Below are 26,596 nucleotides of genomic sequence, written 5' to 3'. Positions count from 1 at the left end.
ATGGCAGAGATCAAAGTACCAGAACTAGGCGAATCCGTTACAGAGGGAACAATCGCAGAATGGTTAAAAAAACCAGGGGACAAAGTCGAACAGGGAGAAAACATCGCTGAGCTTGAAACTGACAAAGTGAATGTGGAAATCCCGTCGGAAAAAACTGGTGTCCTCCAGGAACTGTTAAAAGAAGAGGGAGACAACGTAGAGGTCGGCGAAGTAATTGCCGTTGTGGATGAAAACGGTGAAGCCGGCGGCGGAAGCTCAGAAGAGAAAAGCCCGGAGGAAGCGGCTCCTGAAAAGGAAAGCGAAGAAAAGCAGGAAGAAAAACAGGAGGCTGCCAAAGAGCCGGCAGCAGATAAATCAAAAGAAAGCACGGAAGAAGAATCGAAAGAAGAATCTCCGGCAGACCGCCCTGTTGCTTCTCCATCTGTGCGTAAATATGCCCGCGAGCAGGGCATTGACTTGAACGAAGTGTCCGGAAGTGATCCAAAGGGCCGCGTCCGCAAAGAAGATGTGGATAATGAGGTCAAAGGAAGCAGCAATAAAGAAGAAAAACAGCCGGAAAAACCTGCTGCAAAAACCGAGAAAGACGAATTCGAAGGCAAACCGGTTGAGCGCATCAAAATGTCCCGCCGCCGTCAGACGATCGCGAGCCGGCTGAAGGAAGTCCAGCAGGAAACAGCGATGCTGACCACGTTTAACGAAGTGGACATGTCAGCAATCATGGATCTGAGAAAGCGCCGGAAGGATACGTTCCAGGAACAGCACGACGTACGCCTCGGATTTATGTCCTTCTTTACGAAGGGTGTTATCGCGGCGTTGAAAAAATATCCGCTGCTGAACGCGGAAATCCAGGCTACAGAAGTGATTAAAAAGCAGTTCTATGATATCGGCATGGCTGTTTCCACTGATGATGGCCTCGTAGTACCAGTAGTCCGGGATGCAGACCGTAAAACGTTTGCTGAAATTGAACAGGAAATTATGGACCTTTCCTTAAAAGCCCGCGATAATAAATTAACCTTGAAAGATCTTCAGGGCGGGACCTTCACTATTACGAACGGAGGCGTTTTCGGTTCGCTGCTTTCGACACCGATTTTGAACGCTCCGCAGGTAGGTATACTCGGGATGCACACGATCCAGTGGCGCCCGGTGGCCATCGACCAGGATACGATGGAGAACCGTCCAATGATGTATACAGCCCTTTCCTATGATCACCGCATCGTAGATGGCAAAGAAGCAGTAAGCTTTCTTGTAACGCTGAAACAGCTGCTTGAAGATCCGGAAAACCTTCTGCTTGAAGGGTAATATACGAAAAAAAGCCCGCTTCCCGGCGGGTTTTTTCTTTGCAGAAACACAAAAAGGCAGGGCTTATACTGGTGCCGGGCTGACGATAAGAAAACTCATATTTTTTCATATTCCGCGATAATCTCTGATTTTCAGCCATTTTATCGTAAAAAAAGAGATGAAATGAAAATAAATGATTTTTTCTTCGTTTAACGCTTGCGTTCCGTTTCTATCTATTGATATAATCATTTATGTGATCGTTGAGAGAACACGATATACCAAGGAGGGATAGTATGAGCAATATTAAAATGGACCGAAAAACAGCTGCGCGTATTAGAAAAGATGGAGGCGTAGTTACGCTGGACCCATTTTATTTTTGGAATCAGAAAAAAGACAAAGGCCCAGTCGATACAGTAGTACAGGTAGGCACACCTGCTGAAACTGCCACATATACGCGTTACCAGTTTGAAGACATTTCGGTGTATGTCCATGAACGCCTGCAGCTGAAAAAAGAATTGCGCCTATTCCTCCATGGATTCGGTCCGTTCGAACATCTCAACTGCGCAGGAGTAAAACGATTCAGCAAACCACAAAAAACAGCGAACGCTGTTTCCTAATAAGTGAAAAAACGTCCTGGCAGCAGGGCGTTTTTTGTATGGAAATTAATTAATTTCACATACTGTATTAAACAAAAAATTAAAAATCTGATATAATAAAACCAAACATATGATCCGGTTTTTAAGCCGGCAGAGGAGAATGTTCATGAGCCTACAATTTTATCTCGGACGCTCCGGAATGGGTAAGTCCACCGCCATGTACCAAGAGATCAATGAAATGATCACCCGTGATCCCAACGGACCTCCGGTTATCGTTATTACCCCTGATCAAATGACTTTCCAGGTGGAACAACAGCTTGTCCGCCTGTCGGAAAAAGGGATGACAAGGGCCCAGGTTTACAGCTTCCCGAGACTTGCGTGGAAGGTTTTTCAGGAAACGGGAGGAGCAGCCAAAACCGCCCTTCAGAAAACAGGTAAACAGATGCTGATCCGCAAAGTGATCAGTGAACAGCGTAAGCATTTTCGGCTGTATGAAACGTCGAGCTATACGGATGGTTTCATTGACCAGGTCGATGAAGTAATTACAGAATGGAAAACTCATAACGTATCCAAAACGGCTATGCGCGATATGGCGACAGAGCTGGAAAGCAGCGGAGCAACCGGCGCTGACCGCATTTTAACCGCAAAGCTGCAGGACCTTCTGCTCATTTGGGAAGAGATGGATAAGATCATTGGTGACCGCTACATCGGAAGTGAAGAGCAGCTGTTCTGGCTGACTGAAAAAGTAGCCTCGTCTGCATACCTTGCAGAAGCAGTCGTTTATATTGATGGCTTCCACAGGTTCACGCCGCAGGAGCTTTCAGTGGTCGGGCAGCTGCTTCAGTACTCGCAGGATGTGCGGGTGGCATTGACGCTCGACGATTTAACAAATAAGGAAGACACACATCCGGCTCCGGATATGTTCAGACAGACAGCAAAAACGTATTACCAGCTGAACGGGCTGGCAGAGGAGCATGCCGTAGCGGTGGAGAAGCCGTACTGGTTTAACGGCGGAGCGACAAATAAGCACGAAGCGCTGCAGCATTTAGAGAGGTTCATGGAAAACCGTTCCTATAAAACAAGCCGGGGCGGAGGTGCTGTTACAGTTAAAAATGCGGTCAACCGCCGTACAGAGGTGGAGGAATGTGCGCGGGATATCGCGGCGCTTGTCCGGGATCATAATTACAGGTATGAGGATATTGCTGTCGTCGCCAGAAACCCGGGGGACTACAATCATATAATTGAAACCGTGTTTCAGGATTACCGGGTTCCGGTGTTTGTGGATGAAACGCGCCCGGTACTGAATCACCCGGTAGTGGAATTTATTCGGTCAGCGCTTGAGACCATTGCAGAACGGTGGAGATACGAGTCAGTATTCCGGACATTTAAAACAGATATGCTGTTTGACGTACATGAGTCCTGGACGGAAGCGAGAAAACAGGTAGACTTTCTGGAAAACTACGTGCTCGCCCGAAACGTCAAAGAAAAAGACTGGAAAAGCGAAGAACAGTGGGTCTACCGGTACCATGCCACCAATGTGGAGGACGAGTGGGAGCATAAAGACAACCACGAGATCGAAAGAGACATTCATCAGACACGAATGCGGTTGAGTGCTCCATTATTCTCGCTGCAGGCAAGACTGAAAAAAGCACGGACTGTACGGGAAAAAGCGGGCGCATTATTTACGTTTTTAGAGGAGCTCCGGATACCGGAAAAACTTGAAATGATGCGCGATGACTGCCTCCATCATAACCGTCTGGAGATGGCAAGAGAGCATGAGCAGATCTGGGACATGATCGTGGACCTGCTAGAGCAGATGGTAGAGGTGGCCGGCGATGATAAGGCAGGCATGCAGACTTTTCAACAGATGATGGAAGCTGGCTTTACGAAAGCGACTTTTTCGATTGTGCCTCCTTCCCTGGACCAGGTAACTGCAGCTGATATGGAACGTTCACGGCTGCTGGATATTAAAGTGGTGTATCTGCTCGGCGTAAACGAAGGTGTCCTTCCGGCTGCCCTCGAAGAAAGCAGTATGCTGCAGGAGGGAGACCGGGCCTGGCTCGAGCAGCAGGGCATTGAGCTTGAAGAAAGCGGGGAGGCAAAGCTTCTGAATGAAAACTTCCTCATTTATCGCACGATGAGTCTGCCCTCCGACAGACTGATTGTCAGCTACCCAATGGCGGATGAAGAAGGAAAGCGGCTTCAGCCCTCGATTGTGATCCAGCAGCTCCTGGATATGTTCCCGGACCAGGCACCGGTGCTGATTCAAAACGAACCAGGTGTCTACAGCAAAGAGGAGCAGCTGCATTTTGTAAATGCCTCCATGAAAACAATGAGCTTTTTGATTGGAGAACTTGAACGCTGCAGGCAGGGAGAGGACGTGGCTGAACTCTGGTGGAGCGTGTACAATGTTTTTGTCAAAAACAACCGTATGGAAAAACTGACGAAAAGCCTGTTTTACCGTAATGAAGCAGTAGCTCTGTCAAGGGAAACAACCCGGGAGCTGTACGGGCGGAAAATGAAAACGAGCGTGTCGCGGATGGAGCAGTATGAAGCCTGTGCTTTCCGGCAGTTTGCTTCGTACGGGTTGAAGCTGAAGGAGAGACAGCTGTACAAGCTCGAAGCGCCGGATATCGGGCAGCTGTTTCACGCGGCTTTAAAGGATGTAACAAAATCGGTGTACCGGGACGGGCGGACGTGGGAGGAGCTTTCCGAGCAAAATGCCCGCGATTATGCCGAAGAAGCAGTGCATGAACTGGCTCCGGCCATTCAGCGCCAGATTCTTTTAAGCAATTCCAGACACCAGTATTTATTAAAAAAGCTTGAAGAAACCGTGCAGCGGGCTTCGATGATTTTGAGCCAGCAGGCAAAATCCAGCCGCTTTTCGCCTATTGGGCTTGAAGTAGGCTTTGGACCGAGCGAGGAAATTCCGCCGCTCCTGTTTGAACTGTCTGATGGCACCCAGATGGAAGTAGCGGGAAGAATTGACCGCGTTGACCAGGCGGTTTCGGACAGCGGGGTGCTGCTCCGGGTGATTGATTACAAGTCCAGTGCTAAAGACCTGCGTCCGGAAGAAGTATTTTTCGGACTGGCGCTGCAGATGCTCGTCTATCTGGATGTAGTGCTCTCCTTTTCCGAAGAATGGCTCGGAACGAAAGCAGATCCGGCCGGCGTACTGTATTTCAACGTACACAATCCTATCATTCAGGCGGGGCGGTCATGGTCTCCAGAGGATATTGAGCAGGAGATGATGAAGCAGTTCCGCATGAAAGGCATTCTGCCGGACGATCCCGGCATTGCCAAAATGATGGATGAACGGCTTGAGGCGCGCGCCGATTCGTTTATTGTACCTGCGCGTCTGAATAAAGGCGGAGGGTTTAATAAACAGTCACCGGTCGTGTCAAAAGAACAGTTTGAACGTCTTCGCGGCCATATCCGTGAAAAAATCCGCCATATCGGTGAGCAGCTGAGAGCAGGCGATACGAGCATTCAGCCTTTTCAAATGAAACAAAAAAAAGCATGTGACTACTGTGAATTTCATTCTGTATGCCAATTCGACCGCGGGTTTCCGGGCAACGAATTCCGGAGCTTTCGGAGCGGGGGCATGAAATGGGAGACGCTGTTCCAGGAGGAGGAAAACGATGAGTCTGAGGACCATTCCTGAAAAACCGACAGACGCCCGCTGGACGGACAGCCAGTGGGAGGCAATACAGGCAGAAGGCTCAAATATTTTAGTTTCTGCCGCCGCAGGAAGCGGAAAAACCGCTGTGCTCGTGGAGCGGGTCATCCGGAAAATTACGCACTCCGAAGAGCCTGTGGACGTAGACCGGCTTTTGATCGTCACGTTTACCAACGCAGCCGCAGCAGAAATGAAAACAAGGGTAGGAAAAGCGCTCGAGGAAAAATTAAAGGCAGACCCTTCCAACCTGCATATCCGCAGGCAGCTGGCGCTGTTAAACCGGGCCTCCATCTCCACGCTTCACTCATTCTGTATGAATGTCATCCGTACGTATTATTACCTCGTGGATGTGGACCCCCAGTTTCGCATTATGGATCAGAATGAAGGAGCCATGATCCAGGAGGAACTGCTTGAGGAGCTGCTCGAGGAAAACTACGCCGCAGAAAACAACGACGATTTTGTTCTGCTTGCCGACCGGCTGAATAAGGACCGGAGCGACGACTCGCTGCGTGAAGCAGTACTGCGCCTGTTTAAGTATTCCCGGGCGCACGCGGATCCGGCAGATTGGCTGCAGGAGGTGGCTGACCAGTACCATACAGACGGAAGCAGGTCGATCGAAGAGCTTCCGTGGGGGCTTGAAATGATGCAGCAGGCAAAGACTTCTCTTGCCGGCGCTGTCCTCAAGTATGAAAATGCGATTGCAGCTGCCGGGCAGCCGGACGGACCAAAAGCAAACCTAGAGCTTCTGCAGGAGGAGCTTGATACGTGCCGGAGGGCTCTGGAAGCCACGACATGGAAAGACATGCAGCAGACGCTTGCCGGGTTCACCTTTAAAAAGCTGGGCAGCAAAAAGGAGGCGGACGCAGCACCGGAGCGGCGGGAACAGATAAGAAATAACCGGGACGGAGCCAAAAAGGTCATTCAGAAGCTTCAGGAGGAAATGGTGGCGGAAAATCAGGAGGATGCGCTGAGCGATATTGCGGCTCTCTATCCATCGGTCCGGGAGCTTTGCCGGCTGGTGCAGGCATTCAGCGAGCGGTACTACGAGGTGAAGCAAAAGCGGGCAATGATGGATTTTTCCGACCTGGAGCATACATGCCTGCAGATTCTGGCTTTTGAAGAATCTTCCGATCATTACCGTGGATTTTTCCAGGAGGTGCTCGTGGACGAGTATCAGGATACCAACTTTGTGCAGGAAAAAATCGTCACTCAGCTCTCCTCCGGTAACAACCTGTTTATGGTCGGAGATGTCAAACAGAGCATTTACCGTTTTCGTCTGGCGGAGCCGGATCTGTTTTTAGAGAAATTCCAGCGGTACGGAAAAAGCGATGACGGCGAACGAATTATGCTCGATAAAAACTTCCGCAGCCGCAGGCAGGTGTTAGATGCCGTCAACTACTTATTCCGCCAGCTGATGGATAACGACCTTGGAGGGATTGCCTATGACAGGGAGGCAGAGCTGAAATGGGGCAACGATCAGTATCCGGACCTCGGGGACATGGTAACCGAAGTGGCCGTGATTGATCAGGAGGATGTCGCAGAGAATGATCCGCAGGCAGTGGAGCTGACCAACGCCCGGGCAGAGGCCCGGTGGATCGCGCAGGCGGTCAGCCATTCGATGCAGAACGGCTGGGTGACCGATCAGGAGACAGGCGAAAAGCGCCGGCCGGTCTACCGGGATCACGTGATTTTAATGCGTTCGATGCCGTGGGTGAATGAAATGATGGAGGAAATGCAGGCGTACGGTATCCCTGTCTACGCAGAAGTGTCCGGGGGGTATTTTCAGGCTGTGGAAATTCAAATCATGATTTCCCTGCTGCAGATTATTGATAATCCGCTGCAGGACATTCCGCTCGCTTCCGTGCTCCGGTCACCAATAGTCGGCTGGGATGAAGAGATGCTCGCAGCGGTGCGGCTGGAAGACAAAAATGCTTCCTTTTATCAGTGTGTAGAGCTGGCCGCCGCCGGTTCCTCGAGCATGCAGCCACAGGCCAAGGCGTTTCTGGAACAGCTGGAAGGCTGGCGCAGCCGGTCCAAATACGAGCCGTTGTCAGAATTTATATGGGCGCTGCTCGAAGAGACGGGCTATCTGGATTTCTGCTCCGGGCTGCACGGAGGTAAACAGCGACGGGCGAACCTTCTTGCCCTGTACGACCGTGCCCGTGTGTATGAATCGACGTCGTTTCGCGGCGTTTTCCGCTTTCTTCGTTTTATTGAAGGCATGAAAAACCGAAAAGAAGACCTGGGGACCGCCCGGGCGCTTGGGGAACAGGAAGATGTCGTCCGGTTTATGAGCATTCATAAAAGCAAGGGGCTGGAATTTCCGATCGTTTATGCTGCCGGACTGCAGAAGGGCTTTAACGTGCAGGATCAGCGGCAGCCTCTTCTGTTTCATAAAGAGCTTGGCATCGGCATGAAATATGTCGATCCCAAGCAGCGCGTCAGCTGGCCGACACTGCCGCACGCAGCCATCAAAAACCGGATGAAGACGGAAGGTCTTGCTGAAGAACTGCGTGTGCTGTACGTAGCGTTTACAAGAGCAGAAGAACAGCTGATCCTCGTAAGCTCGATGCAGAAGGTAGAAAAGAAATTTGAAGAATGGGAGCAGAAAAGTGCCCAGGCCGGAAGCACGCTTGAACTGCACGACCGCTTAGAAGCCCAGCACGCATTTGACTGGCTGATGCCCGTCCTGCTGCAGCATGCTGAAGTGGACCCGTTAGAGCAGCAGACCTCAAAGAATGTGGCGGATCACTCCTCCTGGAGGGTTCATATTGTGCCGGCCTCGACCCTGCAGATTGGATCAGGACAGGAGGAGGCGCCAGCGCAGGATTGGCTGCAGGCGGTAAAGGATAAAGAAGAGGTGCCGGCAGGAGAGGAATGGGACGAAGAAGTCAGGCGCCGTATGTACTGGCGTTATCCCTATAAGGAAGACACCCGTCATGCGGCCAAAATTTCGGTAAGTGAATGGAAACGGCGCTCGGAAGATCCACAGGCTGAACAGCGGCATGCTGCTACTTTTACTTCCTCCTATGCACGTAGACCGTCATTTATGATGGAAGAAGCCGTAAGCCCGGCAGAAAAAGGAACCATTCTTCATATTGTCATGGAACAGCTCTCCTTTACCGGTATCCCGGATGAAGAGCGGGTGGAGCGGCTGCTGCGCAGGCTGACAGACGATGAATACATTACCGGCGCCCAGGCGGCAAGCGTTGATACTGCTGCAGTTACTGCCTTTTTCGAAACTGAATTGGGCCGGCGCGTGCTGGCAGCCAAAACAGTTCAGAAGGAAGTTCCTATTACGGCAGGAGTGACCGGGGACGACCTTGAAAACCGGCAGCTCCTTCAGGGAATTGCCGACCTCGTAATACAGGAAGCGGATGGCCGCTGGGTGCTGATTGATTACAAAACGGACCGGGTGCAGTCCCGGTTCCCAGGAAATCCAAAGCAGCAGCAGGAATTCTTGCGGGAACGCTACCAGACCCAGCTGGACTTATACCGCGCGTCCCTGGAGAGCATATGGGGCACGGCTATACCGGAAGCTTACATTTTTGCCTTCGACGGCATGCAGACTATTCCAATGAACGGCCGATAAGAGAAAGAAAAGGAGGCAATAGTTTATGCGCTTATTGCACACCGCTGACTGGCACTTGGGGCGGACGCTTGAAGGGCGTTCGCGTCTCGAAGAACAGCAGGCCATCCTGGATGAAATCATCCAGATGATCGAAGAAGAAAATATTGATGCGGTCCTGATGGCAGGAGATGTGTTTGATTCTGTCAATCCGCCTGCCGCCGCTGAGGAGATGTTTTATGAGGCCATGGCCCGGATGAGCAATAACGGACGGGTGCCGGTCATCGTTATTGCCGGCAATCATGATCATCCGGAACGGCTGGCGGCCTCGCGGACACTGCTGCAAAAGCACGGTATCCATTTGCGTGGGTACCCGGGCATCGACCCGGTGATTGTGCCGGTTTCAGAAGAGCGGCTGTATGTGCAGACGCTTCCGTATCCTTCGGAATCAAGGCTGAAGCAGGCATTTATGCAGGAGGCAACGGAAATAGATCTCCGTGATGCCTACAATCAAAAAGTTCAGGAGATTTTTCAGCGGCTTGCAGCCTCCCGGCGGCCAGAAGACACGCTTGTCGGTATGAGCCACCTGTTTATTGCCGGCAGCGACGCCAGTGATTCCGAACGCCCGATTGAAGTAGGCGGAGCTTATACTGTCACCGCCGACAGCCTGCCGGAGCACGCTGTTTATACGGCACTGGGCCACATGCACCGGCCTCAGGATGTACGAGGAGCAGGCGGCCCGGCGAGGTACTCCGGATCTCCGCTTGCCTACAGCTTTTCTGAAGCAGGGCAGCAGAAATCGGTGACGATTGTTGACACAAATGACAGCCAAAAAGAAGTTCATATTTCTACGATTCCTTTAACAGCGGGTAAGCCGCTCAGCATATGGAAAGCAAGAAATGGGCTCGCGGAGCTGCAGCAGTGGGTGGAGGAGCAGCGGGACTGGAATGCCTGGGTAGAGGTGGATGTGTACGTGGAAAACCAGCTGTCCATTGAGGACATTCACGCCCTGCGGACAAAGCATACCGGCCTGCTGACGATACGTCCGGTCTATTCCCGGCAGGAGCTTGAACCCGTGGAGAGCAAAAAACATATTCCCATTGATCAGCTGTTTGAACGCTTTTATGAAAAGCAGTCCGGCGGAGCTGTACCTGACCCGTCGGTGACCAATCTCTTTTTAGAACTTATTCAGCAAGAGGACGGATAAAATGAAACCATTACAACTGCAGATACAGGGACTGCACAGCTTCCGCCAGAAACAGACGGTGGATTTTAAAACGCTTTGCGAAAACGGGGTCTTCGGTATTTTCGGCCCGACCGGCAGCGGAAAATCATCGCTGCTCGATGCCATGACGTTAGCCTTATACGGAAATGTGGAGCGGGCTTCCAAAACCGAGGGAATCATGAATCAGTCGGAAAACGAGTTGCGCGTCTCCTTTACGTTTTCGCTCGGCCCGTCGGTGTATCATATTGAGCGCCACTATAAACGTACAGGGGAAGCGACCATGGCAGGAAAGCTGTGCCGGTTAACCGATCAGACCGGGGATCCGGTAGTACTTGCAGAAAAAACAAAAGCGGTCAATCAGAAAATTGAAGAGCTTCTCGGCCTCACCCTCGATGATTTCACCCGTGCGGTTGTGCTCCCGCAGGGGAAATTTGCGGAATTTCTGCATCTCGGAGGCAGTGACCGAAGCAAAATGCTCGAGCGGCTGTTTCATCTTGAACGGTACGGCAACCAGTTGATTGCCTCCGTCAAATCCCGGAAAGCATCGGCCGAGCAGGACGTACATAACATCGAAGCGGAACAGCAGGGACTCGGACCGGCTTCCGGAGAGGATCTAAAAAAAGCCGGAGAAGAGCACGCCCGCTGGGTTCAGCTTGTTCAAAGGCAGCAGAAGCATGTAGAAGAGCGAAGAAAACAGTACGAAGAAGTGAAACAGAAATTTCACTGGACTGAAGAGCTTAAGCTTCTGGAAGCCTCCATGCAGGAATGGGAAAAAACGAGCCCTGCAATTGAACACAAGCGCCGTACGTTAAAGGAAAATGAAATGTATGAAGCGCTGTATCCGTATGCGGACAGCTTTCAAAAAGCAAGGCAGGAGTACAGCGAGCAGGAGCACGACTTAAAAGAAAAACAAAAAGCGCACGAAGAGGCAAAACGCAAAAAACAGGAGGCGGGAATAAAAGCAGAGCAGAATGAAAAACGTTGGGAAGAGGAAGAACGGCTGCTTCAGCACTGGTATCGCCGGTTCGAGCAGATCGAAACCATTGAAGCTGAATATCAGCAGCATCATGAGCTGGAGAAACAAAAGCTTGAAGAGGTGGAAAAACAGCGTAAGTTATACCAGGAAGCTTCCGATCAGGTGACCGACTTACAGAATAAGGAGCAGGAAGCACGGAGGCTGCTCGAAAAGCTCAAGCAGGACTATGCCGATGCCGAGCAGAAGGAAGAGCATCTGCCGGATATGGGGGAGGCTTTATCGAAAAAGCAATGGCTCGACGCCCTCCATCAGCAGCTGAATGACCAGCAGGCCAGGGAATCTGCGTCTAAAGAAAAATTGGAGGAAACAGCTGGAGAAACCAAAGAGGCAGAAAAGGAACAACAGACACTTCAGAAACGTACGGAGGAGACGACGCAGAATATCTATTACTGGTATAGCCGGGCAGCGGCGCATATCCGGCTTATCGAGCAGGAATTAAGGCGTTTTGAAAAAAAACAGCAGGCTGAACAGAACCGGCAGCTGCATATGCTCGCAGAAGAACTGAAACACGGAGACCCCTGCCCGGTATGCGGAGCGGTGGAGCACCCGTCACCGGCTCCCAGGCCGGAAGAAGAAGCACAAGGGAACATAACGGAAGAAATTGAAGTGCTGCGCCAGTGGAAAACCGCCTGGGAGCATACGAAGATCGGTCTGCAGCATCTGGTTTCTACGCTGCCTTCCGGAGAAGAGCAGAAAGAAGAAGGTTATCCGGAGGAAACAGAGGAAGGCATCGTGGTTACCCGCTGGGAAGCAGAGATGGAGACGATAGACCGGCTAAAGGAGCAGACCCAGGCATTGAATCGTTCCTGGGAGGAGTGGAACCGGCGAAAAGACCGTATTTCCGTGAAAGCAGCCCAGCAGGAAACGGAAGCCAAAGAGCAGGAACATAAACTTAAACAGCTTCAAAAGCAATGGCAGGAGCAAAAAGACCAGTGGGAACAGACATTTAGGCCTCTTCGCCTGGATCAATTTGATTCGGAATACGAACGGGCGAAGGAGCGCAAAAAAGCAATTAAAGGTATCCAGCAGCGCATTGATAACGGCCAGAAGTATCTTGAGGAAAAACGGGAGGAACGTGCTTCCCGGGAGCGCCATTTCTACGAGATAAAAAGCCGGGAGGCTGTAGCGGCATCAGAATGGAAGCAGACCGCAGAGGCCAGGCAGGCAGCGGAACAGAAGCTCAATGAGCAGCTTGAAGGAAGAACCAAACAGGAATGGAAGAGCGCAGTCGACAAGCGGGCGGATGCGCTTAAAGCGGAAAAAGAAGAACTGCAGGAAAGGCAGAGAGAAGCAGAGAGGGAATATGAGCGTACTAAAGCCTCAAGCAGGGAAAGCTCGGAATCACTGCAAAAATCTGAAAACAAACGAAAAGCGGCTGAAGCCGAATGGCTCCGTCAGAAGCAGCAGAAAGGTTCCACTGTTTCCTCAGAGGAGGTGCTTGCCTATTCGTTATCGGAGGAACAAAAAACAGAGCTGCAGCGAGAAGTAGAAGAGTTTGATACAAAACAAAAAGAACTGCATTATGAACAGCAGTGGCTGCAGACAAAGCTTGAAAACGAACGGGTGACCAAAGAGGCCTTTAACAATATAGAGGAGCAGTACTACGAAGCTTCTAACGAGTGGGACAGGTACAAAGAAACGCTCGGCGGCATCAAAGAAAAGCTTGAAGATATCGAACGGAAGGTAGAACGTTATCAGGAGCTGGAACAAAACCGGCTCGAGAGGCAGGCAGAAAAAGAGCGGCTGGAAGATCTCGATCAAATTATGAAGGGAAGAAAATTTGTCGAATTTCTTGCCGAAGAACAGCTGGTGCAGGTAACAAGAGAAGCTTCCCAGCGTCTGCATGCCTTAACGAGAGGACGCTATGCCATTGAAGTAAATGAGCAGAATGCTTTCGTTATTCGTGATGATGCCAATGGGGGAGTGTACCGTCCGGTTTCCACGCTGTCCGGAGGAGAGACATTTTTAACTTCTCTTGCTCTTGCGCTGTCGCTTTCAACGTCCATTCAGCTGAAAGGGCAATATCCGCTGGAATTCTTCTTTTTGGATGAAGGGTTTGGGACGTTGGATCAGGATCTGCTCGATACAGTGATGGATGCTCTGGAAAACCTTCACGGGGAATACTTATCGGTAGGTGTTATCAGCCATGTACCGGATATGCAGCAGCGGGTGCCAAAACGGCTGATGGTGACTCCGGCAACTCCTGGAGGGAATGGATCGACTATAATGATGGAAACGATGTAGCCCCTGAAAAATCAGGGGCTATTTTTCGAAGAAATAAAAATTTCATTTACTGTAATAAAAATATTTTAAACTTCAGACCCTACCATTAGTTACAATACCTAAAATAAAAACACCCACCGGTTAAAACCGGCAGGTGCATAAGTGATATTTTTATTGGTTTTGAGTGCTGTTCTGGTTGCTGTTTTGATTGCTATTTTGCTCCATGCTTTGAAGGACAGTCGAGTGATCTGCCTCAAAAACAAGGTGTTCGCCATTCTCTACAATAGCATCCTTATTTTGTGTATCCTTTGTGAGCTGACGGAAGATCCGCTCACGGTGAAACGCACTTTCGACCGGGCGGGGCGTAGCTTCAAATACCCGGAAAGGCTGCATTTCCAGATGGGCAGTGCCATCTTCGCCAAGAGAATAATTTGCTATGACGCTGTCTCTCGTTCTAGTCCAGCCCTGATCAAACACGAAGTTACCAATAGAGTGCATGATAAATGTGTCATTGTATACTTCCACCGATTGCAGCACGTGCGGGTGAGTACCGACAATCACATCAGCACCAGCATCCGCGATCGCTTCTGTCATCTGACGCTGGCGTGTAGTAGGCGTGCTGTCGTATTCCTGGCCGAAGTGGACGTTTACGATAACCAGATCCGCATTCGCGTCTGCGCGCTGAACGGCGTCAATATAAGCACTCGGATCCTGGCTCGTTAAAATACCAGGAGAGTTTGGACCGGCCTGTTCCATATTCGCATACGTAATATCGTTAACGCCAAGTGTAGCCACATCCATGCCATTATAGGTGTTCAATAAGTAGTCATGAGCTTCGGCCTCATTAGCACCGGCTCCTACCACATTAATACTTGAATTTTGAAATGTCTGAAGAGTTTCGTTCAAACCAGCATATTGATAGTCCATCATGTGGTTGTTTGCCAGATTGACAGAATCAAAGCCTGCATCTTCAAGTCCATCAATAATCCCAGGTTTAGATGAAAGATTAATGATTTTATCTGCTGGTTCGGTCTGATCTGGATTAGCTACAATTGGATTTTCAAAATTTCCGGTTGTATAATCAGCTGCCTGGAGCGTTGGTTTTGCATATTGAAAAAGAGAGTCATACCCTTCCTGTTCAGCAATTTCTTCTACGTGACGCCCGGTCATCATGTCACCGACCATGGCAGAGGTGAAGATAGTGTCCTGCTCCTGTTCATACTCACTTTCAGCAGCAGAAGGCTCCACCACCCGGATCAGAGTCATTGCCACGAGGCAGATAATGACCCCGAGCACGGCATGCTTGCCGGCCTTTCTTCGCTGGCGTTTGGTGTAGGCTAAATACTTTTCTTTGAAGTTTAATAATCGCTTGGCCATATGTAATAACCCCTAAATTAAATAGTATAGCGTGATGATAACAAATGTTGCAGCGGTAAGCACAAGCGTACTTGCCACAGTGGGAACGACGCCCTGGCGCTGCATTGCGTTTGCAATCAATCCCGGAACGATAACCCCGAGACCGCGAAACTCGTATATTTCAAAAGGCAGAATAGGGTAAAAGTAGTCAAAGATTAACTTTAACACAATCCCTGTGGACAACATGGCTGCAAATTTCCGGCGTCCGTAAAGAATCATAATACGGGACAAACCGTGAGCGACAATCAAATAGGTCAAGAAACTAATGAGAAAAATCACGAGTAGAAAAACAGGCTGATCAAAAACAATTGCCAAATAGCCGGGCGCAATCAGCCCGGCCGGCATAATTCCTGTTTTTTCTGCGTATATCAAACTGATAATAACTCCTACGACTAATGCGATATAAAGATCTGTACCAAACAATGTTACATGGCCTCCTCGCCGACTTTACTAATGAGTGTTTCCGGTGAATCATAAAGCTTTTCCATAAATTCTTCAGCAGCTCCGTGAATGTTTCCAATTCCGAAAATAAGTGAATGAGAGGCTTCCCGTTTCACCCGGGCCAGGATGGCATCTGCATCTTCACCCTCCAGATTAATAACGGAATTAAACGGCAGGTCGCCCTGGTCAAAGGCCTGGGTAATCGGCCGTACGTTTCCGCCGATAAGAATTAGTTTTTCTGCCGGTAAATAAGGCAGAACATACTTTGTGAATTCTTCGGTCCGGTCTACCCGGTCTTCACGGCAGTTGATAATGATCATCGGATTGTCGGTCATATAGCTCGAAGACCGTACGCGTGACCAGATCTCGAGTGTGGACCTGGCATCGTTTGCGGCGAAGCCGTTTACGAAGTGGGAGCGTTCCCGGCTGCCGTCTTCAAGAGTGACGATCCGCAGAGCACCAGGGTCTGGATTGGCATTCAGCATACCGGAAAGAGCCGTACGCTTATCAATATCGACTGCGCGTGCTACAGCGAGAGCAGCAGCAATATTTTCCGGGAAAAGCATATAGTCAAACTTGTCGATAAAGCCGTCCGGGATTTCTTCCGGATTGGCAAGATATACTTCTGTATTTCTTTTTTCAGCTATTTCACTGAAGTAGTGAAAGTAGGGGCCGTTTGACAAAATGAGTTTGCCGTTATATGGAATAGTGGTGCTAAAGGCTTCGGCTACGTATTTTAAGGTTGGCCCAAGTGTTTCCATATGGTCTTCAAATACGTTTAAAATGACGCTGACGTTTGCCTGGAGAAATTTTTCCTGCAGCACGCGCTGATAGTCCGGATTGATTGCCATACATTCGCTGACGAATGCATTGGCTTCAAGACTCGAAGCGTGCTTTAAAATTTCTTTTTGTTCCCGAATATTCGGTCCCTCTAGTGAACGCTCGATTGGTTTTTCTGTCCGGTCCCAGTAAATTCTTCGTGCCTGTGTTCCGGTGGTCTTGCCGACTACCTTATAATCAGCTTCGCTCAGCATTCCCGTAATCAAGCGGGTCACTGTTGATTTGCCGCGAACGCCGTTCACATTAACGCGGAGTGGGATCTGATCGACCCTTTTCTGGTGCCGGCGCAGCTCAAAAATGCCCACTAACGCAATTGCTATACATGAACCGTACAATAATATCATCGACGCTTTCCCTCCTCATTACTCTCTAATTATTATCTCCCTTTGAATGTCAAATAAGACCAACAGTATTCCATACCCGCTTCTGCCAGGAGTAATCGCCTCATTGCAAGCGTAGAGTGTCTCTTGTGTGTAAGAGACACTCCCGCAAAACAATGCCTATACTAAGACGCTGATTCAAGAAAATAGTTACTGGGTATTTGTATTTTCTTCTTCTACTTCCGGCGGGGTATTCAACGCGCTGTTGATTTCAACTTCTTCTGTGGTGGACAGCTCAGCATCCACCTTAAAGAAATACATAAACAGCACTAAAGCAAACAAAAAGAGGTAGGGGCCGATTTTTTTTAAAATGTTCACATTCACTTCTCCTTTATTCAGTCTGAGCAGAGCCTCCCCGGCGCTGATCAATGATACCCTGCATTTCTTCATCATCATAGTCTTTGATTAAAGCCGTGACGTTTCCAAAATAGGAAGGGCCTTTGTCCGGGGCGATAAAGTAGCGGTCCCCGTATTTGTTGTTGATTTCTTCAATGAGCTCAGCGTTCTCTTCCTGATCTCCGTTTTCGATAGCAAGCGTTGCCTGCCCTTCGACGACATCCACAAAGGAACGGTTAGCGGCGAAAGCTTCTTCATAGCTCTGATCTAAATATTCCATGCGGAAAATAACTTCAGCCATTGCAGTTGGGATGCGCGATCCGCCCGGCGACCCAATGCCCATTATTGTATCTTCCTCTGGGTCCTTAATAATAGTAGGAGCAATAAAGCTTCTTGGGCGCTTACCAATTTCAATGTTGTTTGGCGAGGACTCGGTTTCATTATAATTGTTTAGCTGGTTATTTAAGAACATGCCTGCGGATGTCTGTCCGCTGCCAAAGAAATTACCCAGCGTGTTTGTGAGAGCCACTGTATTACCATCGGCGTCCATCACGTTTACGTGAGTGGTACTCGAATGGGTAATTGTATTCTGGCCATCGGAAGAATTATACCCTGTTGCGTTTTCAAGCTCTTCCGTGTCCAGACGTTCCTCACGGACGTTTTCTGCCAAGTCATCGATGGTACCCTCACTCACATATTCCTCAGTGCTGATTTCATTAAACGCCGGATCACCCAAATTTTCAAGACGGTGATAATAAGCTTCCCGCGTAATGGCACTCATCATATGGATGTAATCTGCTTCATTTCCCTGCAGTGCTTCACCAATATTCAGCCGCTCACCCATTCCGAGCATTTGAATCAGGGTCACGCCGGAAAGAGGGGAAGGAGCACTGTACACACTCTGTCCTTCAAAAGTTCCCTGAGCTACATCAGGAGTCTGTACATCATACTGCTCGAGACTTTCCGGGGTGATGTGTGAATAATCCGTCGTCAGCTGCTGGGCGATAGCCCCGTCCGCACTGTATAAACTCTCCGGTCCGTTCTCCTGAATGGTGCGGAGTGTCTGGGCGTATTCATCCTGTACCAGCATATCGCCTTCACTGAGAGGATTGCCGCTTTCATCGAAAAAAGCAGGAGAATTTTGCTGGTTCAATCTGGGCTGAGCGTAATACATACGGCTCGCCAGGTAGTCGTTAACTTCATAACCCTCTTCTGCATATTCAATAGCAGGCTCCATCAGTTCCGCAAGGGTGAACTGCCCGCTTCCCTGTTCTTCGTGCAGGGCAGCCATGCCTTTAACAAAGCCAGGGACTGCCACGTTCAGCGCGCGATTAGTCGTGGAGGCCTCCTCCCGGTAGTCGTACACTGCAGGATCGGCGTTCGGCCCGTTCATTACGAGGGCAGCACCGCCGCCGCCGATGCCGGAACCGTATGGTTCAGTTACCGTAAGGGCGAAGGAGGTGGCAACTGCAGCATCCGCTGCGTTTCCTCCCTGTTCAAGAATTTCCATCCCTGCATCTGTAGCAAGTTCATTATCCGTACTGACTCCGTAACCTTCGTAGCCGGAACCAGAGGCTATGTCGCTCGAAGCACCTGAACTGGAATTCGAGTCATTTTGAGCACTTTCTTCTTCTGAACTGGAGCCGCTTTGATCGCTTCCTCCAAAATTTGTTACTCCTACGTAAATAAGCAGTCCTGCAACGACTACCGCGGCAAGTATGTACGTTAATTTTTGTGCATTCACGGGTCGGGTCAAACTCCTTTCTGGATGATCTGAGTAGTTTTTGAACGTCATTTGACACCGCCAGTGCTTCACCTATTAACGACTTATCTATAATAAAGGCATCTATGTTGAAAAGAAAGGTCAGGAAGACCTAATGGTTTTCAAAAATTTCTCAGCCCCGGGATGTCGAAAAATAGATGGAAGCATGGCGCTGGCATCCTGGGTTGAATGCCGCATGACAATTCGGGCATCGATGATCAGCATGAAGATAAGCAGACACGCTCATAGTGTGCCAGCACTTTCCACACAAAACTGCTTCTTCGGAAAATAAAGAAGCAGGCCAGGGTTCTATAGGGTGGCTCTCGCTTTCTTCATGACATGTGTGGCAGCTGTACCAGCGTCCACAGCAATAAAACTTCATGGCAACAATATCGACAGATGTATGATAATGGGCGCATCTTGTTTCTTCATCTAAAGAAACGCCTCGAACTTTCACTTTTGACCAGCTCAAAAACTCATCTCCTTATATTAACACTCTCTATCGTATTCTAACAGTAAAAGTGCAATTTTTACGAGATGTTTTAAAAGTGTGAAAATAAGGTATAATGAAAAAGCATTAACCGTAAATGCAGCAGAGAACATTGTTTGAATTTTCTTTCATTTTATCGACAACTGCTTTCAATTATGATATATTTATTTACACACATGGACGAATGTATATCGTAGGGAGTGGTAGGCAAACCAAGCGGTAAAACGAGATTGTTAAGGAGGCTATAAAATGGAAGTACAGGAAAATCAACTGACATTCGTTCAGGAAAAAGCGAAAGAATTGTCAAATGCGATGGAATTAAGAGGATGGGCCAGCACGAAACTTGTCCCGACTCCTCCGTACGGATATACGCTGGTAAGCATGACCGGATGCCGGGCCTGGTTCGGGAAGCGCTGGGGCATGATCAATGATGACAGGGAAAACTTCCTGAAAGTGGTGCTTGATATTCCGAAAGGCAGAACTTCCATTGAAGATGTAAGTGAACGCCTGGATCTCGATATTGTAAATGGCAATGAAGGAAAAACCGGAGTGGAAATGATTGATAACCGGGATCGTCATACCATTGTCATCTATCTGTTCAAAGAGACGCTCGAACAGACTGCTTTTCGCGACAGCGAAACACTTGAACTCATCAGTGATGTAAGACGCTGGTCCTGCCTGTAAATTTAAAATTTTTCAAACGCCCGGTTTCTGGGCGTTTTTTTATGCTGATATGCATATGGTTCGATAAAAAGGCTTGTTTTTTCTATACTTAAAATCGAACAGAAAAGCAGGGCAAAGGAGTCCAAAGGATCGATGAAAAATATTCACGTAGACGTAAAAGCATACAAAGGGACCTATGCAGACATCGGCTATCAGCAGGGCCGCTACTTAAAACATACCCCGCTCGTGCGTTACCATTATAATGAGCGTTTAAAGCGTTCGCTTGCGAAGTTTGATGTTCCGGTCGAAGATGTAAAAAAACTGTATCAGCTATATGTACCTGGTTTGTGGGAAGAGCTGAAGGGGCTGGCTGAAGGACTTGAGTGGCCGTTTCAGGATGTGCTCCAGGAGTTCAGCGGCTATCAGGCATCAAAGGTGCGTTCCGGCTGCAGCGGACTGATGGCCAACGGCATGTACATTCGAAACTATGACTACCTGCCGAGTACGTATGAAGGGCGGTTTTTATTCACTAAGCCAGTTAATGGACCTGGAACGGCCGGGTTTGCCCAGCGGATTATCGGTCGTTCGGATGCGATGAATGAATACGGCCTTTCTATCGGCTACCATTTTGTTCACCGCATAAAGCCAAAGCCTGGCATTGTCTGCTCCAACCTGCTCCGGATTGTGCTTGAAACGTGCCGGAGCACCACAGAGGCGGTCCGGCTCCTGCAGGAGCTTCCGCATCGGCACTCGTTCAATTACTCCATGATGGACGCCTCTGGAGAAAGTGCTGTGGTGGAAGCGTCACCCCGTGGCACTGCCGTGCGTCCTGCTGGGGAAGTAGCCTGCACCAACCATTTTAATATGCCCTCCATGCGGGAGGAAAACCGCCATCTGATGGGCAACTCCCGGGAACGGGAATCCCGCATCCGTTCCATCGACTGGGACCGTGAAACGGCCCACAGCGCCTTCGCCCGCTTTAATCATGACACCGACTCCATTTATTCGAATGATTACGAACACTGGTCGGGTACTATTCATACAGCGCAATACCTCCCTGCGGAAAAAAAGATATACGCAGGCATCGGCGGAAACCGGTATCCGGTGCCTCTTCCGTTTGCGGACTGGCTGAACGAAAAGCCGCTTCGGATCACAAAAATCAGGGGGAGAGTAGATACGGACATGCCATTTTCCTTTGAATGGTAAGCAGGGCAGGGTAAATCTAAAAAAGTAAGGTAAAACAGTAGGAAACACTGGAACAAGATGTTATAATATTTTAAAATATGCTCGAAAATAGTAGAAAGACGGGGTGCAGCATGAAAGCGTATCGTCGCAAATTCTTTTATCTGCCTTTACACCAGGAAAAGATGGAACCAATGAGTATGGACCGTGTCCGCCAGGCAGGCTTTGATATCGTTATTACGCGGGATGATCTTCCGTATATGATCAGCTTCTGCCGAGAATGGCGCTCGTATTTTGAAGAAAAAGCAAAAAGTGTTCAATCTGTGTACCGCCCGTACGTAGAGGATGCTGCTGCTTTTTTTGACGACCAGGTAGAGCAGATGACACTGTGCACATCTCCGCACCACGGCACTGATAAATATATTTTACCTCTTACAGAGATGGTCAGTTCATTAATGCTTGCCTACGACGCCTTTGACCGCGTTATGGATGAATATCATCATATGCCTGCACATTTTGAGACAGCATTGAAATATTACCGCCAGTTTAAGATGAAGGTAGACACAAATAAAGCTCAGTTTATTTTAAATCACTTGCCGGACCTGCGTTTAAGCGTGGAGTAATATATTGTGCAGAAAACCCTGGAAGTTCACCAGGGTTTTCTGCTTTTATTGCCTGCGAATTTCGTAACCGCTTTCTTATTAATAAGGGGTTGAGTTGACTGAGAATTGAGAAATTACATAATTTTTAAGCATAAGAGTAGATAGTTATTTACTTCATGCCCGCCTTTTGATACATTAACTTTGATCTATTCTTTATGGATTAGATCAATCTTACATACATGGTGGTGGGTATATGAACATATTATGGGGATTGATGGGGATTGTTTTTGTCCTGTTTTTAGCTTTTTTACTATCTTCCCGCAAAAAATCAATTCGTTTTCGTCCCGTACTCGTAGGGCTTCTGTTCCAGCTCGTATTTGCATTTTTGGTGCTGGGCTCCACATGGGGGAGTGCGGCATTCGAATGGCTGGTTGTTCGAGTGCAATCTGTAATCGACACTGCCAGCGAAGGGTACATATTCCTGTTTGGAGAAGAAATTACTGATACCGGGGCATTTGCATTTACTGTACTTCCGGTTATTATCTTTTTTTCCTCGCTGATTGGTGTTTTGTACTACATCGGAGTTATGCAGATAATCATCAAGTTTATCGGCGGTATACTTTCTGCGCTTCTTAAAACGAGTAAAGCCGAATCCATGTCCGCGGCAGCGAACGTATTCGTTGGACAGACGGAAGCTCCGCTTGTGGTTCGTCCATTTCTGGCGAACATGACAAAATCCGAGCTTTTCGCTGTTATGACCGGCGGGCTCGGGTCGGTGGCCGGCTCGGTGCTGTTTGGTTATGCCGGCCTTGGCATTCCTTTGGATTTTCTGCTTGCAGCAAGCTTCATGGCCGCGCCGGGCGGTCTGATTATCGCTAAAGTGATTTTCCCGGAGCCGGACCTCAGCCTGACTACGGATGAAATCGAGATAGAAAAAGACACTGAGTCCCACAACGTGATTGACGCGGCGGCCCGCGGAGCGTCTACCGGGCTTCAGCTCGCCTTGAACGTCGGGGCGATGCTGATTGCGTTTGTTGCTTTGATTGCAATGATTAATTTGCTCCTTGGGTGGGTGACAGGCTGGTTTGGCGCTGATGGCATTACGCTTGAACTGCTTCTTGGTTATGTGTTCGCCCCGGTTGCCTTCATGATTGGCGTACCATGGAGTGAAGCTCTTCAGGCCGGAGGATTTATCGGTCAGAAGCTGGTGCTGAATGAATTTGTCGCCTATGCGAACTTTGCACCGGAAATTGATACCTTCAGTGAAAAGTCCCAGGCGATCATTACCTTTGCGCTTTGTGGATTTGCGAACCTTTCATCCCTTGCTATCATTTTAGGCGGCTTCGCTTCGCTGGCGCCGACGCGCCGCAACGATATCGCCCAAATGGGACTGAAAGCAGTAGCAGCCGGAGCTTTAGTATCGCTTCTAAGCGCAGCGATTGCCGGTATGTTTATACTGTAAACTCATCATAAACGCGAGCGCTCCTTTTCGAAGGGGCGCTTTTTTGTATCTATGACAGCGTCGCAGCAGGTGATATGCTACAATAAAAAAATACTCAAATGATTAGGAGGCCTACCATGATTCATGAGCAGTGGAAAAACAGTGAAACCTTGAGATATGTTACATGCCGGCATGCGGACGCAGCCAAATACAAGGTCGACAGTGTGCTGACCCCGGGGAAGCAGTATCCGGTAAAAAACGAAACGGATGAATTTATTTTTATTATCGACAATACTGGCCGCATCGGCGGTTTTTATAAAGACTACTTTGAAGAAGCATAAAAAGGAGCTGCAGCGATTGCAGCTCCTTTTGGTTTACATAATGTAATTATGAGAAGAGAAAGAATCAGCAGAAACGACCGAAGACATCCAGGAGGACAAACGTTCAGCAAGGAAATCCCGGTCAGCATCAAGCGTCGCTACGTGATAGGAGTGTTCGAGCCATACAAATGATTTAAAAGAAGAAGAAAGGTTCTCGTGTATAGCGACAGCATTGGCCGGTGGTACAACATGATCGATTCGTGATGCTGCGACAAACGCCGGACATGAAATAGAAGATACCTGCGGGCTCACGGAGGCGGTTAAGTCAAGCAGAGAATGTACTGAAGCTGTCGGAACGTGAGAATACGTAATTTCTTCTTCCTGAGGAGTCCGAATATCAGGAAGCTCTTCTTTAATGAAAGCAGCAGACGTCTGCGTGACCGCGCGCTTCATTTGCGGGACGTCTATGGCCGGGTTTATTAAAGCAATACCAGCAGCATCATGAAAGAAAGCAGCGGCATGAAGAGCAAGGGTCCCTCCCATGGACTGCCCAGCAATAAAGACACGGCTGTGTTTGGCGCGGAGCGACCGGTACGCGGTGTGAATGTCCTTAATCCAATCCTGGTGTGTAAAGCGTGCAAGATCTTGATAGGAGGTGCCATGGCCTTGTAGTCTGGGAGCATAAACTGTAAAGCCGTTTTGAGCCAGCAGGCGGCACACATGCTGTACACTTTGTGGGGTGCCTAAAAAACCGTGACAGACCAGCACAGCCGTTTCTCCACCAGGAAAATATAGCGATTCAGCGCCTGGAAGCACTCGGGGAACCTGAGGCATGGCCATTCTCTCCTTTAATTTAAAGTTAACTATTCTGATTAATTTACTAAGGATTATTATAGCTTCAGTTATGAAGTTTGTCAATTTAAGGAGGTTTATAATGCAAACAGTATTTGTGTATGGAACACTGTTGCAAAAATTAAACAATTATCACTACATTGAAAACCATGTATATAAAACAGAAAGCGGAATAGTGAAGGGTTTTTTATACAATACTGGTCCGTATCCTGCGATTGTTATCGATGAAAATGGAATGAATGTTGTAGGTGAATGGGTACATGTAGATGATGCGGCTATGGGTGTACTCGACTGGCTCGAACAGTACGAACAACCGGGGCAGGTGAATGAATACGAGAGGGTGTGGGTCAAAGACGCTGAAAGAAAAAAAGAAGGGTGGATATACACGTACTCCCTTTTGCAGGCAGAACACTATCCACTTATTCCTTCAGGGTCCTGGCGTGAGTATTTGTTGTCCTACAGGAAAAGACAGGGATGAAATTAAAGATATATTCAAATAGTTTTCTTGTCTCTTTCATGGAGACAGGCATTCCATTCTCCGCCCAGAAGAATGGCGAACCCTGTAAGATAAAACCAGAGCATCAGCACGATTAAATTTCCCAAATTGCCATATATCATGGAATAATCACTGGTGCTGACGTAAAACGAAAATCCAAAAGAAGCTGCCTGCCAGGTGAATAGGGCAAGAGTAGCTCCAGGAAGGGATTCTCTCCAGGTGGTTTTTCGGTTGGGCACTACTTTGTAAATCATGGCAAGGATCGAGCCTATTACCAAAAAGCTGATGACCCAGCGAATCCAGCCCCACAGCTGCAGGAAATAATCATCGAGGCCGACAAAGCGAAAAAGTAAGACACCGAGTGGTTCGCCGTAGATAGGAAGCAACAGGGATAGGATGATGGCGAGCAGCAAAGACAACACGATAACGATACCCTTTCCCAACATGGATAAAAAAGAAGGGATCTTCAGGCGGTAGGCAGCGTTGATCGCACGGATAATGGCGAATGTACCCATCAGGCTCAGCCAGAGTGTAGCGACTGTACTGAGCGACAGCAGACCAAACGACTGCGAATTCAAAATTGCATTCAGGTTGTTCTGAATAATCGTAAAGGCTCCCCCGGGAACATAGGCACTGATAAGTGAAAGGGTGTCGTCCGTATTGATGGAAAAAAAGCCGATAATACTGATCAGCAGCATTAATAGAGGGAGCATGGCGAGAAGAAAGTAATAAGCCAGCTGGGCGGCGATGTCATAAATTTTATCTTCAATGCTTTTTTTAAGGAAAGATTGAAAAAAATGCATAGGATAACCCTCCTTTTTTTGCGGAAGTCTCTTTTTCTCATTATAATACAGAAGTAGAGAATGAGAAGAGGCGGAAAAAGGAGAGGTGTATGAGTAGAGACGAAGAATGGGAAGAACGCCTCGAAGGTGAGCCGGATCCAGGAGACTTTGAGCCGGAGCCGCCGCGGAAGCCGAAAAATAAACGCCGTGGTTTGTTCCGGGTAATTGCAGTGCTGATGGCGGGGATGCTGGTTTTTCAATCCGCCTATTATTTAATTGATACCTTCCGTCTGGACGCCTGGTCTTTTTTAACAGCTTCGTATCAGCTGTCCAAGCAGGAGGAGGTGCAGCAGTGGCAGGAGGCGGTCACAAAAATTCAGGCAGTGGAGAACGGAGAAACGTCCTTTGGAACAGGCTTTTTTGTAAAAGACGCCAACGTTTTCGTTACAAATTACCATGTAGTTGAAGGGGCGGACAGTTTAGCAGTCGAAACTGGGGATGGCGACCTTGCAGAAGCAGCAGTGGAAGCAGTAGATAACCAGGCCGATCTTGCTGTTGTGACACTAAAGGAACATTGGGACGGTGGCAGCGTTACCCTAGCGGACGCGAGTCTATCTGCCGGCTCCGGGGTTATCGTGATTGGAAACCCACTCGGTTTTTCAGATGTGGCCAATCGCGGAGACATCGTCGAGAGGGAGGAGGAGCAGCTAGTGCTTGACGCTCCTGTGTTCAATGGAAGCAGTGGCAGTCCGGTGCTGACAGAAGAGGGAGAGGTAACTGGTGTTGTGTTTGCAAGCAGTTCACAGCAGGGGGAACGCTACGGGCTTGCGGTACCAGTGGAGCGTGTTCGTGAGGTGATCGCTCAAACTGAAGATAATTAAAAGCAGCAATTTACCGCGGGTGGCGTAGATTCGCGGTAACTATTTTAAATAATTAAAAATTTCATTTACCGTATTTGTTATAAAATAAAATTATCATAATTAAGAAA

At 48.8% G+C, this 26,596-nt stretch carries 21 protein-coding genes; 13 read left to right on the top strand and 8 right to left on the bottom strand.

Annotated features, from left to right (window positions below; genetic code table 11):
• The 6 genes from odhB (at window position 1) to SIC45_RS07990 (ending at window position 13,626) form a co-directional block, all read left to right on the top strand.
• Window positions 1–1,299 carry a 2-oxoglutarate dehydrogenase complex dihydrolipoyllysine-residue succinyltransferase gene (gene odhB, locus SIC45_RS08015; protein WP_319631760.1) on the top strand — a complete coding sequence of 433 codons (1,299 nt, stop codon included), beginning with the start codon at window positions 1–3 and terminating at the stop codon, window positions 1,297–1,299.
• A 272-nt stretch (window positions 1,300–1,571) separates the two neighbouring features.
• Complete coding sequence (locus SIC45_RS08010) at window positions 1,572–1,895, top strand: hypothetical protein (protein WP_298785819.1); 324 nt, start codon at window positions 1,572–1,574, stop codon at window positions 1,893–1,895.
• Window positions 1,896–2,040: 145 nt separating this feature from the next.
• Window positions 2,041–5,538 carry a helicase-exonuclease AddAB subunit AddB gene (addB, locus tag SIC45_RS08005; protein ID WP_319631759.1) on the top strand — a complete coding sequence of 1,166 codons (3,498 nt, stop codon included), beginning with the start codon at window positions 2,041–2,043 and terminating at the stop codon, window positions 5,536–5,538.
• Entirely contained in the window at window positions 5,516–9,145 is a 3,630-nt protein-coding gene (gene addA / locus SIC45_RS08000; RefSeq protein ID WP_319631758.1) for a helicase-exonuclease AddAB subunit AddA, read from the top strand. The genes addB and addA overlap by 23 nt, the downstream gene beginning before the upstream one ends.
• 25 nt (window positions 9,146–9,170) lie before the next feature.
• A complete protein-coding gene (locus SIC45_RS07995; RefSeq protein ID WP_319631757.1) occupies window positions 9,171–10,328 on the top strand; it encodes an exonuclease subunit SbcD in 1,158 nt (385 codons plus the stop codon).
• A 1-nt stretch (window position 10,329) separates the two neighbouring features.
• Window positions 10,330–13,626 carry an SbcC/MukB-like Walker B domain-containing protein gene (locus SIC45_RS07990; protein WP_319631756.1) on the top strand — a complete coding sequence of 1,099 codons (3,297 nt, stop codon included), beginning with the start codon at window positions 10,330–10,332 and terminating at the stop codon, window positions 13,624–13,626.
• A 150-nt stretch (window positions 13,627–13,776) separates the two neighbouring features.
• On the opposite strand, the gene SIC45_RS07985 is transcribed toward SIC45_RS07990, so the two are convergent.
• The 6 genes from SIC45_RS07985 to SIC45_RS07960 all read right to left on the bottom strand — a co-directional run bounded on the left by SIC45_RS07985 (window position 13,777) and on the right by SIC45_RS07960 (window position 19,252).
• On the bottom strand, window positions 13,777–14,982 hold the full coding sequence (locus tag SIC45_RS07985; protein ID WP_319631755.1) for a CapA family protein: 1,206 nt from the start codon (window positions 14,980–14,982) through the stop codon (window positions 13,777–13,779).
• A 12-nt stretch (window positions 14,983–14,994) separates the two neighbouring features.
• Window positions 14,995–15,444 carry a poly-gamma-glutamate biosynthesis protein PgsC gene (pgsC, locus tag SIC45_RS07980; protein WP_298785812.1) on the bottom strand — a complete coding sequence of 150 codons (450 nt, stop codon included), beginning with the start codon at window positions 15,442–15,444 and terminating at the stop codon, window positions 14,995–14,997.
• 2 nt (window positions 15,445–15,446) lie between these two features.
• A complete protein-coding gene (gene pgsB / locus SIC45_RS07975) occupies window positions 15,447–16,646 on the bottom strand; it encodes a poly-gamma-glutamate synthase PgsB (RefSeq protein ID WP_298785811.1) in 1,200 nt (399 codons plus the stop codon).
• Between the two features lie 186 nt (window positions 16,647–16,832).
• The gene (locus tag SIC45_RS07970) at window positions 16,833–17,000 is read right to left on the bottom strand and encodes a hypothetical protein (protein ID WP_298785809.1); all 168 of its coding nucleotides are present in this window, start codon (window positions 16,998–17,000) and stop codon (window positions 16,833–16,835) included.
• 13 nt (window positions 17,001–17,013) lie between these two features.
• Window positions 17,014–18,762: a gamma-glutamyltransferase gene (locus SIC45_RS07965; protein WP_319631754.1), complete on the bottom strand. Its 1,749-nt coding sequence runs from the start codon at window positions 18,760–18,762 to the stop codon at window positions 17,014–17,016.
• Window positions 18,763–18,913: 151 nt separating this feature from the next.
• Window positions 18,914–19,252: a CHY zinc finger protein gene (locus tag SIC45_RS07960; protein WP_319631753.1), complete on the bottom strand. Its 339-nt coding sequence runs from the start codon at window positions 19,250–19,252 to the stop codon at window positions 18,914–18,916.
• 267 nt (window positions 19,253–19,519) lie between these two features.
• Here SIC45_RS07960 and SIC45_RS07955 point away from each other — a divergent pair, with 267 nt between their 5' ends.
• The 5 genes from SIC45_RS07955 to SIC45_RS07935 all read left to right on the top strand — a co-directional run bounded on the left by SIC45_RS07955 (window position 19,520) and on the right by SIC45_RS07935 (window position 23,499).
• A complete protein-coding gene (locus SIC45_RS07955; protein ID WP_298785803.1) occupies window positions 19,520–19,954 on the top strand; it encodes a hypothetical protein in 435 nt (144 codons plus the stop codon).
• Between the two features lie 132 nt (window positions 19,955–20,086).
• Window positions 20,087–21,139: a C45 family peptidase gene (locus SIC45_RS07950; protein WP_319631752.1), complete on the top strand. Its 1,053-nt coding sequence runs from the start codon at window positions 20,087–20,089 to the stop codon at window positions 21,137–21,139.
• A 110-nt stretch (window positions 21,140–21,249) separates the two neighbouring features.
• The gene (locus SIC45_RS07945) at window positions 21,250–21,738 is read left to right on the top strand and encodes a hypothetical protein (RefSeq protein WP_022792179.1); all 489 of its coding nucleotides are present in this window, start codon (window positions 21,250–21,252) and stop codon (window positions 21,736–21,738) included.
• Between the two features lie 232 nt (window positions 21,739–21,970).
• Complete coding sequence (locus SIC45_RS07940) at window positions 21,971–23,179, top strand: NupC/NupG family nucleoside CNT transporter (RefSeq protein WP_319631751.1); 1,209 nt, start codon at window positions 21,971–21,973, stop codon at window positions 23,177–23,179.
• Between the two features lie 116 nt (window positions 23,180–23,295).
• Complete coding sequence (locus SIC45_RS07935) at window positions 23,296–23,499, top strand: DUF6501 family protein (RefSeq protein ID WP_298785792.1); 204 nt, start codon at window positions 23,296–23,298, stop codon at window positions 23,497–23,499.
• Window positions 23,500–23,532: 33 nt separating this feature from the next.
• On the opposite strand, the gene SIC45_RS07930 is transcribed toward SIC45_RS07935, so the two are convergent.
• Window positions 23,533–24,312 (bottom strand): alpha/beta hydrolase, encoded by a 780-nt coding sequence (locus SIC45_RS07930; RefSeq protein WP_319631750.1) that lies wholly within the window; start codon window positions 24,310–24,312, stop codon window positions 23,533–23,535.
• 100 nt (window positions 24,313–24,412) lie between these two features.
• Here SIC45_RS07930 and SIC45_RS07925 point away from each other — a divergent pair, with 100 nt between their 5' ends.
• Window positions 24,413–24,808: a gamma-glutamylcyclotransferase family protein gene (locus tag SIC45_RS07925; RefSeq protein WP_319631749.1), complete on the top strand. Its 396-nt coding sequence runs from the start codon at window positions 24,413–24,415 to the stop codon at window positions 24,806–24,808.
• A gap of 14 nt (window positions 24,809–24,822) precedes the next feature.
• On the opposite strand, the gene SIC45_RS07920 is transcribed toward SIC45_RS07925, so the two are convergent.
• Window positions 24,823–25,629: a YihY/virulence factor BrkB family protein gene (locus tag SIC45_RS07920; RefSeq protein ID WP_319631748.1), complete on the bottom strand. Its 807-nt coding sequence runs from the start codon at window positions 25,627–25,629 to the stop codon at window positions 24,823–24,825.
• 89 nt (window positions 25,630–25,718) lie between these two features.
• Between SIC45_RS07920 and SIC45_RS07915 the strand changes: the two genes are divergently transcribed.
• Entirely contained in the window at window positions 25,719–26,489 is a 771-nt protein-coding gene (locus tag SIC45_RS07915) for a serine protease (RefSeq protein WP_319631747.1), read from the top strand.
• Window positions 26,490–26,596: the final 107 nt, after the last annotated feature.

The sequence above is a fragment of the Marinococcus sp. PL1-022 genome (genome assembly GCF_033845285.1).
GTDB lineage: Bacteria > Bacillota > Bacilli > Bacillales > Marinococcaceae > Marinococcus.
Note: the sequence above shows the minus strand (reverse complement) of the source record. Positions and strands in the feature narration are given on the sequence as shown.